Source organism: Pseudomonas sp. FH1, assembly GCF_000510895.2.
GTDB classification, from domain to species: domain Bacteria; phylum Pseudomonadota; class Gammaproteobacteria; order Pseudomonadales; family Pseudomonadaceae; genus Aquipseudomonas; species Aquipseudomonas azotoformans_A.
Genome location: NZ_AOHM01000058.1, coordinates 1 through 13,053, shown reverse-complemented (window position 1 = coordinate 13,053; position 13,053 = coordinate 1). Strand labels below are relative to the sequence as shown.

Genomic DNA, 13,053 nt, shown 5'->3' with positions numbered 1-13,053 from the left:
TCACAACGCCAGCGTGCGGGGGGTGTCACTTTGGCTAGGCCTTAAGTTATAGCCATCGGCCCTGGGTTTGACCAGCGTAAAAAAGCCGCAAGCCCGGAATAATCCAGGCTTGCGGCTTTTTGGTGCAGCAATCAGCGTGCGGTGATTTTCCACGCCCGGTGGATCTTGGCATTGCGCGCAAAATCCGGGTCGATGGTCTTGTCGCTGATCTCCTCGACCGCATAGCGTTCGCTGAGGTTGTCCTCCAGCGCGAACTTGCGGAAGTTGTTCGAGAAGTACAGCACGCCGCCCGGTGCCAGGCGCGCCATGGCCAGGTCGAGCAACTGCACGTGGTCGCGCTGTACGTCGAAGATGCCTTCCATGCGCTTGGAGTTGGAGAAGGTCGGCGGGTCGATGAAGATCAGGTCGAACTCATCGCGGCTGGCCTCCAGCCACGCCATCACGTCACCCTGCTCCAGACGGTTCTTGTCGGAGAAACCGTTGAGGGAGAAGTTGCGACGCGCCCAGTCCAGGTAGGTCTTGGACAGGTCGACACTGGTGGTGCTGCGCGCGCCGCCCTTGGCCGCGTGCACACTGGCGGTGGCGGTGTAGCAGTACAGGTTGAGGAAGCGCTTGCCGGCCGCTTCTTTCTGGATGCGCATGCGCATCGGGCGGTGGTCGAGGAACAGGCCGGTGTCCAGGTAGTCGGTGAGGTTGACCAGCAACTTCACGCCGCCTTCGCTGACTTCGGTGAACTTGCCCTGGGCGCTCTGGCGCTCGTACTGCTTGGTGCCGCTCTGACGCTCACGACGCTTGACCACCACGCGGCTCTTGTCGATGTTCAGCGCCTGGGGAATCGCCGCCAAGGCATCGAACATGCGTGCGGAGGCTTTTTCCGGGTCGATGGATTTCGGTGCGGCGTATTCCTGCACGTGGACCCAATCGTGGTACAGGTCGATGGCCATGGAGTATTCCGGCATGTCGGCGTCGTACACACGGTAGCAATCCACGCCTTCACGCTTGGCCCACTTGCCCAGCAGCTTGAGGTTTTTCTGCAGGCGGTTGGCGAACATCTGCCCGCCTTCGCTCAGGCGCGCCTGCTCGACCACAGGTGCCGGAGCAGGTTTGATCGGGTTGCCGTTCTTGTTGTACTGGCGCTCTTGCGGCTCAGCCGGTGCTTGATCGTAAGCGGCTTGCTCACGCTCAGCCTGGCGCTGTTCCGGGGTGCGACGCTCACCGGTGACGAACTGGTCTGGATTGACCTTGATCAGCAGCAGCTTGCACGGCAACGCGCCGTTCCAGAACGAATACTGTTTGTGGCTGCGGATGCCCATGCGCTTGCCCAGGTCCGGCGCGCCGGTGAACACCGCCGCTTCCCAGCCCATGCACGCCTGGCGCAGGCGCTCGCCGAGGTTCTGGTAGAGGTACAACAGGCTGGCTTCGTCACCCAGACGCTCGCCGTACGGCGGGTTGCAGATGACCAGGCCTTTCTGGTTCTGGTCCGGACGCGGCTCGAAGGTGCCGACTTCGCCCTGGTACACCTTGATCCAATGGCTCAGGCCTGCGCGTTCGATGTTGTTGCGCGCGGGTTGGATCAAGCGGGGGTCGGCTTCGTAGCCTCGGATCCACAGGGGCGGCTTGTTCATGCCGATGGCGGCGCGTTCGGCAGCCTCTGCGTGCAGCTTCTTCCACAGCGCCGGGACGTGGCCCAGCCAAGTGGTGAATCCCCACAGTTCACGATTCAGGTTGGGCGCCATGTCGGCGGCGATCATCGCGCCTTCCACCAGGAAGGTGCCCACGCCGCACATCGGGTCGCTCAGCGCGCCGCCTTCAGCGGCAATACGTGGCCAGCCTGCACGGATCAGGATCGCGGCGGCCAGGTTTTCCTTCAACGGTGCCGCGCCTTGCTGCAGGCGGTAACCGCGCTGGTGCAAGCTGTGGCCGGACAAGTCGAGGGACAGGATGGCTTCGCCACGGTCCAGACGCAGGTGGATGCGCAGGTCCGGGTTGATCTTGTCGATGGACGGGCGTTCGCCGGTCGGCGTGCGCAGCTTGTCGACGATCGCATCCTTGACCTTCAGCGCGCCGAAGTGAGTGTTGTCGATACCCGAGCCGTGACCGCTGAATTCAACAGCCAAGGTACCGTCCGGCACCATGTGGTCGGCCCACTCGATATCCAGCACGCCGTGGTAGAGGTCTTCGGCGTCCTTCATCGGGAAGCGCTTGAGCACCAACAATACGCGGTTTGCCAGGCGCGACCAGAGGCACAGGCGGTAGGCGGTTTCCATGTCGGCCATGCCGCGCACGGCCGAGGTGTGCTCGCGGGCTTCCTCAAGGCCAAGCCCGACGGCTTCCTCGATCAGCAGGCCTTCGAGGCCCTTGGGGCAGGTGAGGAAGAGTTCAAAACGGTCCGACATGGGGCATTCCAGGCTTTTCAGCAATAAATGAACGGGCGACGCATCGCCGGCTCGGTTTTCAATCAAGCACTTTTCTTGAAGAGTGCTCGCGTGGCACGAATGTGCCGTCCCACCCCGTCCGACAGGCCCTTGGGCCTTTATTGACGGGGCAGATAAACAATTAGCTGTAACAAAAAGAAATATTCCGACCCTTCGTCGAATAATAACCGACTGCAACGGGCGGACATTCTCACTAAAGGATTAAACCCATCCTCTATGCAGGGTGCATCATAGCTGGCTTTGCCCCACAAATGGGGCGAAAAGCCATCCCAGCTTATGGCTATAGCATCGTTATCGTTACGTGCTTATGACAAAACGATCATTGAATCCATGTGACCTATTGGTTAGAACTCAACACAGGTTGGCGCCGTAACGACGCCGACACATAGGCTCGCCACGCCGGCAGCGAGCCCACCAACGGCAGAAAAACTCTGCCCGGCCCCAAGCGGGGCCGAAGGATATCAAGACAGTCAACAAGTGAGGGAAACACCCTATGAGAAGACTTAAGCGTGATCCGTTGGAAAGAGCATTTTTACGCGGATATCAATATGGCGTTCATGGCAAATCCCGTGAGCTTTGCCCATTTACTCTACCGTCGGTACGCCAAGCCTGGATCAACGGCTGGCGAGAAGGACGCGGCGACAACTGGGACGGTATGACTGGCACTGCGGGAATCCACAGACTCAACGAACTTCACGCCGTCGGCTAATCAAGGGCAACTAATTCCGACATCACCACCGATGAAGATTTAACGACTTAACCACGCACGCCCCATCCGGGCGGCGGGCTTCGGCCCAGGGGGCTCCTTGATGGAGCCCTTTTTAATGGGCGCAGTTCAGGCTTTTGGCAGTGCTGCGATAGCGTCCACCGACTGGCGGATCAGCGCCGGGCCCTTGTAGATAAAGCCGGAGTACAACTGCACCAGGCTGGCACCTGCGGCGATCTTCTCCGCTGCGTGCTTGCCTTCGGTGATGCCTCCTGCGGCGATGATCGGCAAACGCCCAGCCAGTTCGGCGGCCAGCACCTTGACGATATGAGTGCTCTGCTCACGTACTGGAGCACCGGACAGACCGCCCGCCTCATCACCATGGGCCAGGCCTTCGACACCGACGCGGCTGAGAGTGGTGTTGGTCGCGATCACCGCGTCCATGCCCGCGTCCACCAGGGCCTGGGCGACCAGTACGGTTTCTTCGTCACTCATGTCCGGGGCAATCTTGATCGCCAGCGGCACGCGCTTGCCATGGCGCACGGCCAGGTCTTCCTGGCGCTGGCGCAGGGCTTCCAGCAATTGCTTGAGGGAGTCACCGAACTGCAGGCTGCGCAGGCCCGGCGTGTTAGGTGAACTGACGTTGACCGTGACATAGCTGGCGTGGGCGTAGACCTTGTCCAGGCAGATCAGGTAATCGTCAACGGCACGCTCGACCGGCGTATCGAAGTTCTTGCCGATATTGATACCGAGAATGCCCTTGTACTTCGCCGCCTGAACCCGCGACAGCAGATGATCAACGCCCAGATTGTTGAAGCCCATGCGGTTGATGATCGCCTCGGCTTCCGGCAGGCGGAAGATGCGCGGCTTGGGGTTGCCCGGCTGTGGACGTGGGGTGACGGTGCCGATTTCGACAAAACCGAAACCCAACTGCGCAAAGCCATCGATGGCCGCACCGTTTTTATCCAGGCCAGCCGCCAGGCCGACCGGGTTGGGGAAATCGAGCCCCATCACCGAGACCGGCATTTTTGCCGGAGCCTTGCATACCAGGCCATTGAGCCCCAGGCGGCCACCGGCACCGATCAGGTCCAGGGACAGATCGTGGGAAGTTTCCGGGGAAAGTTTGAACAACAGCTGGCGGGCCAGGGTATACATGGGCGGGCTAGACTCGGAGGCGGCGAAAGGTGACGGCGATTATAGCCGGGGTGACAGGTAAGGCGCGAGGCGTGAACCCCAATCGTCAGTAACGATGCGCGACCAACTGCTCGTAATACGCCCAGATTTTCTGCGCATACTGCATGCGCAATGCCTCACGCTCGGGCCCGGCGCCTGCCCCCACATTGTACGAACCCACTGCCGTCCAGTTGTACCCAAAGCGCTGGATGAACTCGGCCAGGATCGAAGCCCCCACCTCAACCGACAAACACGGCTCGTTGAGCAACCGATCCTCAGTGATGCCCTGCTTGAGCAAGCGTGGCAGATGACTGCTGTTGATCTGCATCAGGCCGATGTCCCGGGTGCCATTACGGTTGGCATGATTCATCGCTTGGGCGCGGTTACCCGACTCTACGACGGCGATCGCCTGCAACAACTCCGGCTCGATATTGTAGTGACTGGCGGCCTCCTCCCAGCAGTAGGCCAACGCTTGATGACTGACCATCAGCGCACCCAGCACCCAGCCCTTGCTCCAGAACCTAGCCACGCTTCAACAAACCCTGGCTGACGTGCCCGCAGGCGGCACACACCTGTTGCGCACGCTCCGACACGGCGCGCACTGGACAGGTAAAGCGATACCCCCGGCCGTAGATCGTCTTGATAAACCCCTTGTCGGCACCGAGGTACTTGCGCAGCGAGTAGATGCAGCGTGTCAACGACTCCTCGGCAACCTCTCCCTGCGGCCAGCCCAGTTCCAGCAAGCGATCCTTGGTCATCAAGGCACCGTCAGACACCAACAACAGCCGCAACACCTGGCACTCCTTGGGCGGTAATTGGACATCCGAACCCTCACCGGTCAGGCGGCCGTGGTGATGCAGGGTCCAACGTGCGAACACCAGGGAAGTCGCCGTCTCTCCATCATCCATGACGGCCATGCTTACCTCGGCATCCGACTGCTGACATTGAAGCCCTCATTTCAATCACTGACCCATGCACCCATGTCACGACTATAAAAACCTGGCTCACGACTCACACTAGGAAAAAACCCATACATCCAGCGGCTTTTGAAAACGTGCTGTAAGACGTTTCGCTACCCCTCTTCCACAGGCAGCCACGCTTGATACACCTCATGCAACTCAACCCCCAGTCGGTCCTCCAACTGCACCAGCTCGCCCAAGGCCAGCAGTTGCCCGTTCACCCGGACTTCCACGCTGTGGATGATCTCCGGGGCCAACGGCAGCACCTTTCCGGGTGCAAAGGCCGCCAGCCGCCTGCGGCTGATCAGTTGTTCCTGCAGAAGAATTTCCAGATGCATGGGTTAACACCTTGTTTACGGTGAGACATCGCGCTGCGGTCGCACAAACGCACGCTGGACACGCTCGTATTGCGACGCAGTCAGGGGCGGTGGCCCTCCCGCCTCTTCCTGCCCCTTCAATTCACTACCCACCGCCCTGGCCTGGATCACAAACAGGCGCACTTGGGCTGCACGACCTGCCGCGCGCCCTTCTGATTCCCGTTGAAACGCCCCCAGCCACAGGCGTCTGCCCTGAGGCACTCGGACCACGCTGTTGATGCCGATCCGCCCCACCGCCGCATTTTTTTCGCGCTGCCCCGACTCACTCACCTGGCGCCCTTCGTCCACCGCCAGGCGCATCTCAATCTGGTTGCCCTCGCCAAAACGCGGCAGCACGCTGACCTGGGTGCCATAACGCATCGGTTTCCAGTCAGCGCGATCATCTCCGCGGGGCGGTAGATAAAACGTGTGATTGTCCTGAAACACCGCCGGCACATTCTCCTGGGTGAGGATCACCGGCAACGTCACCACCTTCGCCCGTCGACGGCGCTCCAATGCACCTACCTTCGCCATAAGCTGGCTATCGTCCAGGGGAGCCAAGACGCGCGTGGTCGACGCCTTCGGTTGTTCGTCCGAATCCAGGCCCAACTTCTTCAATTCATCGCGCTCAACATCCACCAGCCACAGCGAAACCTCGATCGCTCGCTTGGGCACGTCGAGTTCCGCCACCAGTTTCTGGATGAAACTCACCTGGGCCGGCTTGCCCTTGATCAACAGGCTGTTGCTGTCCGGGTAAGCGATCACGCCCAGGCTCTTGTCCGAGAGCAAGCCCTTTTGCTCGCTGGCCAACAAGGTCTCGATCATCGACGCCATCCCCGGCACGGTGACCGGGTTGTCGCGCGTGCCGTACTGTCGATCCACTACATCAGTGTTGAGCACCTGGACGACGGCAAAAGACTGAGCGCCCACCCGCAATTCCGCCCGTTGCCGGTCCATCAGCTGAGCCAGACGCAGCACCTGGTCGATGTAATTCGGCGGGCCGGAGACAGAAAACGTGCGTGCTCCGCTTTCACGCAACGGATAGCGCGACGCATCGAGGCCGGAGCGCCGCATGAGGTTACGCAGCCTGTCGACGGAGATATGCCGCAAGGTCACCGCAGAGCTCTTAGCTTCACCCGCGTCATAGACATACAACGCTTGCCCGTCGCTGTACCAGATCAACCCTTGCTCAAGTGCAACCGCCTCCAGGGCCTGTTGAGGCGCATCAAAATCCAGTGCTGCGCTGAGGCGTTTGCGTGCAACTTCGCGACTGACAACGATGGGCAACCCAAGTGGCACCGACAGCGCAGTGAACACGGTATGCAGGCTCTCGTCCTGCGCTTGGTAAAGCTCGCCCCAGGCCAGCGCACTAATCAGTAGCAGCACGACAAACAACAGTCGGCGGTACAGCCAGAGGCGAGGCATCGTTGCTGGGACTTCGGCGTACACCGTGGGCTTTCCTGGGGGGCTGGCAGTGGGAGAGTCGCCATACTGAGAGCCCGCCCGCTTTCAATCTTGATGGAAAGTTGATGACGCTCCAGGCCCAGCCTGCCGTGGCATGTGCCTTGCTATGAACTCTGTATCAGAGCACGCGCCAACGGCGGAGCGAGCTTACGGACAAAGGCGTCGTTACCCGCGTTGGCTTACATCGCCATCTGAGGGAACGACGCTTTTTTTTGAAAGAAAAGGTAGGTGTTGATGAACGATTCGGTTGGCAACAGCCCGATGAACGACCCGCTGGCCTGGGTCAACGGCAGTGATGCCCCGGAAAAGAGCAGCCTCGACCTGGGCTTCATGGCCTTGAGCGACTGCGCCTCGATGGTGGTGGCGGCGACCCAGGGCTTCGCGCAACCCTATGGCCTGACCTTGAACCTCAAGCGCCAATCGTCCTGGGCCAACCTGCGCGACAAACTGGTCAGCGGCGAACTCGACGCCGCCCACAGCCTGTACGGGCTGATCTACGCCGTGCACCTGGGTATCGGCGGCGTCGCACCCACTGACATGGCCGTGCTGATGGGGCTCAACCAGAACGGCCAGAGCATCAACCTGTCCCACGGCTTGCAACAACAGGGGGTGATCACTCCTGAGGCACTGGACCGCCACGTGCACCAAAGCCGAACAAAACTGACCTTCGCTCAGACGTTTCCCACAGGCACCCATGCCATGTGGCTGTATTACTGGCTGGCGAGCCAGGGCATTCACCCCTTGCAGGATGTGGACAGCGTGGTGGTCCCGCCGCCGCAAATGGTGGCGCACCTGCAAGCCGGGCGCATCGACGGGTTTTGCGTGGGTGAGCCCTGGTGCGCCAGTGCGGTCAAGCAAAACCAAGGATTTACCCTGGCAACCACCCAGGCGATCTGGCCGGATCATCCGGAAAAGGTACTTGGCTGCAACCAGGCGTTCGTCGACCAGTATCCAAACACAGCACGCGTGCTGGTGAGGGCGATCCTGGAGGCCAGCCGGTTTATCGAAGAAAGCACTGAAAACCGCCGCTCCACCGCGCAACTGCTCAGTGGCCGCGAATACCTTGACGCTCCGCTGGATTGCATCGAACCGCGCCTGTTGGGCGCCTATGACGACGGCCTGGGCAATCAGTGGCAGGATCCCCACGCGCTGCGCTTTTTTGCCGACGGTAAAGTGAACCTGCCCTACCTCTCCGACGGCATGTGGTTCATGACCCAGTTCCGGCGCTGGGGCCTGTTGCGCGAAGACCCCGACTACCTCGGCGTCGCGCGCCAGGTGCAACAACTGGCGCTGTATCGCCAGGCCGCCGATGGGCTGGGTATCGCCACAAATGACCAGGACATGCGCAGCAGCCAGCTGATCGACGGCAAAATCTGGGACGGTTCCGACCCCGCCGGCTATGCCCGCAGCTTCCGGTTGCATGCGCTGGCCGATCCGACCCACCGCCAAGCCTTGCGCTGACAGGAGGACCTCCATGCTGCGAATCCTGCTGATCAACGACACGCCGCGTAAAGTCGGCCGACTGAGGACGGCACTGATCGAAGCCGGCTTTGACGTCATCGATGAGTCCGGCCTGACCATTGACCTGCCCGCACGCGTCGAAACGGTGCGCCCGGACGTCATCCTGATCGATACCGAGTCACCGGGCCGCGATGTGATGGAGCAAGTGGTGCTGGTCAGTCGCGACCAACCCCGGCCCATCGTGATGTTCACCGACGAACACGACCCGAACGTGATGCGCCAGGCGATCAAGTCCGGCGTCAGCGCCTACATCGTCGAAGGTATCCAGGCCCAACGCCTGCAGCCGATCCTTGATGTAGCCATGGCCCGCTTCGAAAGCGACCAGGCCTTGCGCGCGCAGCTTCAAGCCCGCGACCAGCAGTTGGCCGAGCGCAAGCGCATCGAGCTGGCCAAGGGCATGCTGATGAAAATGAAGGACTGCAACGAGGAAGAGGCCTACACACTGATGCGCCGCCAGGCCATGAGCCGCCAGCAGAAGCTGATCCAGGTGGCGGAGCAGATTATCGCCATGAGTGAGCTGCTTGGATGATTTGGCGCAGCTCTTGCTAAGCATTCATCACAGGTAGCCAACGGCGGTTGCCCCTCCCCGACAAAGACGTCGCACACCCGGTTTGCCCTCGCGAACCCGGTGGCGGCGTTTTTTCGTTTTGGCCTTCTTGCAAGACTCCCAACCGTTGAGGTGCGTGATGAAATCAAGCTTCTGGAAATCCGGGCACACCCCGACCCTGTTTGCCGCGTTCCTGTATTTCGACCTGAGCTTCATGGTCTGGTACCTGCTCGGCCCCTTGGCGATACAGATTGCCGCCGACCTGCACCTGACCACTCAGCAGCGTGGCCTGATGGTCGCGACGCCGATCCTCGCCGGTGCGATTCTGCGCTTTTTGATGGGCATGCTGGCAGACAAGCTGTCGCCCAAGACGGCCGGGCTGATTGGTCAGGTGATCGTGATCTGCGCCCTGTTCGGCGCCTGGAAACTCGGAATCCATAGCTACGAACAAGCGCTGTTGCTGGGCGTGTTCCTCGGCATGGCCGGTGCCTCGTTTGCCGTTGCGCTGCCCCTGGCCTCCCAATGGTATCCGGCGGAACACCAGGGCAAAGCCATGGGCATCGCAGGTGCAGGCAACTCCGGCACGGTGTTCGCCGCGTTGCTGGCACCGGTTTTGGCGGCCGCGTTTGGCTGGAGCAACGTGTTCGGTTTCGCGCTGATCCCCCTGGTGCTGACCCTGATTGTCTTTGCCTGGCTGGCGCGCAACGCCCCGGAACGCCCGAAGGCCAAGTCCATGGCCGACTACTTCAAGGCGCTGGGTGACCGGGACAGTTGGTGGTTCATGTTTTTCTACAGCGTGACCTTTGGCGGCTTTATCGGCCTGGCGAGCGCCCTGCCCGGCTATTTCAATGACCAATACGGCCTGAGCCCGGTAACCGCTGGCTACTACACCGCCGCCTGCGTGTTCGGCGGCAGCCTGATGCGCCCACTGGGCGGCGCATTGGCGGACCGTTTCGGCGGGATTCGTACCCTGCTGGGCATGTACAGCGTGGCGGCGATCTGCATCGCGGCGGTGGGATTCAATCTGCCGAGTTCCTACGCAGCGCTGGCGCTTTTCGTCTGCACCATGCTGGGCCTTGGCGCAGGCAATGGCGCGGTGTTCCAACTGGTGCCGCAGCGTTTCCGCCGTGAAATCGGCGTGATGACCGGCCTGATCGGCATGGCCGGCGGTATCGGCGGCTTTGCCCTGGCAGCCGGCATGGGCGCGATCAAGCAAAGCACCGGCAGCTATCAGATGGCGCTATGGTTGTTCGCCAGCCTGGGCGTGCTGGCCTGGTTCGGCCTGCACGGCGTGAAGCGTCGCTGGAGAACCACCTGGGGCTCGGCGGCCGTGACGGCTGCGCGGGTCTGATGAGCCTGCAACTGAGCGTCGCCCAGGCCAGTGCCATTGGCCCACGGGCGGAAAACCAGGACGCGCTGCGGGTGGTCACGCCCGTGGCCGAACTGGCGGCGAGCAAGGGCTACCTGTGCGCCATCGCCGACGGCGTGAGCCAATGCGCCGACGGCGGCCTGGCCGCGCGCTCGACCTTGCAGGCACTGGCCTTGGATTACTACGCCACACCGCAAACCTGGGGCGTGGCCCAGGCCCTGGAGCGTTTGCTGCTGGCACAGAATCGCTGGCTGCAAGCCAATGGCGGTGGTCAGCCGCTGCTGACCACCCTGAGCGCGCTGGTGTTTCGCGGCCAGCGTTTTACCCTGGCGCATGTCGGCGATTGCCGGGCGTATCGTTGGCTCGCCGGCCAATTGCAGCGCATTACCGAGGATCACGTGTGGGAGCAACCGGGCATGCAGCATGTGCTCAAGCGCGCCCTTGGCCTGGATCAACACCTGGTGGTGGATTTTCTCGACGGTCAGTTGCGTGAAGGCGAATGTTTCCTGCTGCTCAGTGATGGTGTGTGGGCCACCCTGGGCGATCAGAGTATCCAGGCAATTCTGCGCGAACAGACGGACATGCAATTGGCCGTCAACACCCTGGTGACTGCCGCGCACCTGGCCGGCAGCCAGGACAATGCCAGCGCGTTGCTCATCCGGATCGACACCCTCGGCGCCGCCACCCTCGGCGACGCGCTGGTGCAGTTGCGGCAATGGCCACTGCCACCGCCGTTGAAAGCCGGGCAGCATTTTGAAGGCTGGCAGGTGGAAAGCGTGTTGGCGCAAAGCCGGCAGTCACTGCTTTACCGGGTGCGCGATGCCCAGCAGCAACCCTGGCTGCTGAAAACCCTGCCGCTGAGCCGCGACGATGATCATGATGCCGGCCAGGCCTTGCTGTCGGAGGAATGGTTCCTGCGGCGGGTTGCGGGACGGGCGTTTCCTGAAGTGCATGCCGGCAACGGTCGCCAGCATTTGTACTACGTGATGCGTGAGTATTCCGGCCAGACCTTGGCCGAACTGTTCCAGCATCAAGGCCCCTTGCCCTTGGCGCAATGGCAGTCGATTGCCGAGCGTTTGCTGCGCGCTGTGGGCATGCTGCATCGACGGCAGATCCTGCATCGTGATATCAAGCCGGAAAACCTGCTGCTGGGAGACGACGGCGAATTGCGGGTGTTGGATTTCGGCCTGGCGTATTGCCCTGGCCTGTCGGAAGACAGCGACCATGCGTTGCCGGGCACACCCAGCTTTATTGCACCTGAAGCCTTCAATGGCGACCGTCCTACGGCCCAACAGGATTTATACAGCGTTGGCGTAACCTTGTATTACCTGCTGACCGGACATTACCCCTACGGCGAAATCGAGGCTTTCCAACGGCCCCGGTTCACTCACCCTGTCAGCGCCAGCCGCTACCGCCCCGATCTTCCGGATTGGCTGCCCCTCAGCCTGGAGCGGGCCGTGGCGGCCCAACCCGCCCATCGCTATGAGACCGCCGAAGAGTGGTTGCGCGTGCTGGAACAGGCTGACCGCCAGGAACTTAGCATCCGCCCCAAGCCATTACTGGAGCGTGAACCCTTGAAGGTCTGGCGCACCCTGGCGCTGCTCTCGCTGCTGATCAATCTGGTGCTGCTGTACTCACTCTTTCACCGCTGACGTCATCCCTGGACGAGGAACACCTTATGAATGCAAAAGTCTGGCTGGTAGGCGCGGGTCCGGGTGACCCGGAGCTGTTGACCCTCAAGGCCGTACGCGCCCTGCGTGAGGCCGATGTGGTGCTGATCGATGACTTGGTCAACCCGGCAGTGCTGGAACATTGCGTTGAAGCGCGGGTGATTACCGTGGGTAAACGCGGTGGCTGCCGGTCGACCCCGCAGGATTTCATCCACCGCCTGATGCTGCGTTATGCGCGCCAAGGCAAGTGTGTGGTGCGCCTCAAAGGCGGAGACCCGTGCATTTTCGGGCGCGGTGGTGAGGAGGCGATGTGGCTGCGTGAACGGGGTGTCGAGGTGGAGTTGGTCAACGGCATTACCGCAGGGCTGGCAGGCGCGACGAATTGCGCGGTGCCGTTGACCTTGCGCGGGGTGAGTCGCGGCGTGACGCTGGTTACGGCGCATACCCAGGACGACAGCAGCCTGAATTGGCGTGCGCTGGCAGAAGGCGGGACCACTCTGGTGGTGTACATGGGCGTAGCGAAGCTGGAGGAAATCCGCCAGCAACTGCTGGACGGCGGGATGGCGGCGGATATGCCGGTGGCGATGATCGAGAATGCATCGCTGCCCCAGCAGAGGGAATGTCGCAGCGAGCTGTGGCGTCTGTACGAAGATGCGCAGGCATTCGCCTTGAAGAGCCCGGCTATCCTGGTGATCGGCCGTGTTGCAGCCCCAGGCCAGGTCGCTAGACTCGCCCAAGTCGCCAGCGCCTGAGGCAAATTGCAGGCGAAAAAAAGCCCGGCCTAAGCCGGGCTTTTTTCTACCACTTGTCCCGTCCTGAATAAGGTTTACGCCTTCTGACCTATCTTCAGGAG

The 13,053-nt window shown here is 61.7% G+C and carries 12 protein-coding genes; 6 read left to right on the top strand and 6 right to left on the bottom strand.

Annotation, left to right across the window (positions count from 1 at the left end):
• Window positions 1-131 precede the first annotated feature (131 nt).
• A complete protein-coding gene (gene rlmKL / locus H096_RS17965; RefSeq protein ID WP_016979274.1) occupies window positions 132-2,396 on the bottom strand; it encodes a bifunctional 23S rRNA (guanine(2069)-N(7))-methyltransferase RlmK/23S rRNA (guanine(2445)-N(2))-methyltransferase RlmL in 2,265 nt (754 codons plus the stop codon).
• A 532-nt stretch (window positions 2,397-2,928) separates the two neighbouring features.
• On the opposite strand from rlmKL, the gene H096_RS33370 reads away from it, so the two are divergent.
• Window positions 2,929-3,144 (top strand): ribosome modulation factor, encoded by a 216-nt coding sequence (locus H096_RS33370; RefSeq protein WP_002553055.1) that lies wholly within the window; start codon window positions 2,929-2,931, stop codon window positions 3,142-3,144.
• A 126-nt stretch (window positions 3,145-3,270) separates the two neighbouring features.
• Here H096_RS33370 and H096_RS17960 read toward each other — a convergent pair whose 3' ends face one another.
• The 5 genes from H096_RS17960 to sctC all read right to left on the bottom strand — a co-directional run bounded on the left by H096_RS17960 (window position 3,271) and on the right by sctC (window position 7,054).
• A complete protein-coding gene (locus H096_RS17960) occupies window positions 3,271-4,296 on the bottom strand; it encodes a quinone-dependent dihydroorotate dehydrogenase (RefSeq protein WP_033900535.1) in 1,026 nt (341 codons plus the stop codon).
• Window positions 4,297-4,381: 85 nt separating this feature from the next.
• Window positions 4,382-4,843 carry a transglycosylase SLT domain-containing protein gene (locus H096_RS17955; protein WP_033900534.1) on the bottom strand — a complete coding sequence of 154 codons (462 nt, stop codon included), beginning with the start codon at window positions 4,841-4,843 and terminating at the stop codon, window positions 4,382-4,384.
• The gene (locus H096_RS17950) at window positions 4,836-5,231 is read right to left on the bottom strand and encodes a winged helix-turn-helix domain-containing protein (RefSeq protein WP_033900533.1); all 396 of its coding nucleotides are present in this window, start codon (window positions 5,229-5,231) and stop codon (window positions 4,836-4,838) included. The genes H096_RS17955 and H096_RS17950 overlap by 8 nt, the downstream gene beginning before the upstream one ends.
• Before the next feature lie 155 nt (window positions 5,232-5,386).
• A complete protein-coding gene (locus tag H096_RS17945; protein WP_033900531.1) occupies window positions 5,387-5,611 on the bottom strand; it encodes a FliM/FliN family flagellar motor switch protein in 225 nt (74 codons plus the stop codon).
• 15 nt (window positions 5,612-5,626) lie between these two features.
• The gene (gene sctC / locus H096_RS17940; protein ID WP_033900529.1) at window positions 5,627-7,054 is read right to left on the bottom strand and encodes a type III secretion system outer membrane ring subunit SctC; all 1,428 of its coding nucleotides are present in this window, start codon (window positions 7,052-7,054) and stop codon (window positions 5,627-5,629) included.
• A gap of 273 nt (window positions 7,055-7,327) precedes the next feature.
• Between sctC and H096_RS17935 the strand changes: the two genes are divergently transcribed.
• From H096_RS17935 to cobA, 5 genes are all read left to right on the top strand, one after another.
• The gene (locus tag H096_RS17935; protein WP_033900526.1) at window positions 7,328-8,554 is read left to right on the top strand and encodes a CmpA/NrtA family ABC transporter substrate-binding protein; all 1,227 of its coding nucleotides are present in this window, start codon (window positions 7,328-7,330) and stop codon (window positions 8,552-8,554) included.
• Between the two features lie 13 nt (window positions 8,555-8,567).
• Window positions 8,568-9,143, top strand: coding sequence for an ANTAR domain-containing protein (locus H096_RS17930; RefSeq protein WP_010208501.1), 576 nt, complete (start codon window positions 8,568-8,570; stop codon window positions 9,141-9,143).
• 157 nt (window positions 9,144-9,300) lie between these two features.
• Window positions 9,301-10,512, top strand: coding sequence for a nitrate/nitrite transporter (locus H096_RS17925; RefSeq protein ID WP_016979267.1), 1,212 nt, complete (start codon window positions 9,301-9,303; stop codon window positions 10,510-10,512).
• Window positions 10,512-12,182 (top strand): bifunctional protein-serine/threonine kinase/phosphatase, encoded by a 1,671-nt coding sequence (locus H096_RS17920; RefSeq protein ID WP_033900523.1) that lies wholly within the window; start codon window positions 10,512-10,514, stop codon window positions 12,180-12,182. The genes H096_RS17925 and H096_RS17920 overlap by 1 nt, the downstream gene beginning before the upstream one ends.
• Window positions 12,183-12,208: 26 nt before the next feature.
• Window positions 12,209-12,952 (top strand): uroporphyrinogen-III C-methyltransferase, encoded by a 744-nt coding sequence (gene cobA / locus H096_RS17915; RefSeq protein WP_033900520.1) that lies wholly within the window; start codon window positions 12,209-12,211, stop codon window positions 12,950-12,952.
• The last annotated feature ends 101 nt before the right edge of the window (window positions 12,953-13,053 follow it).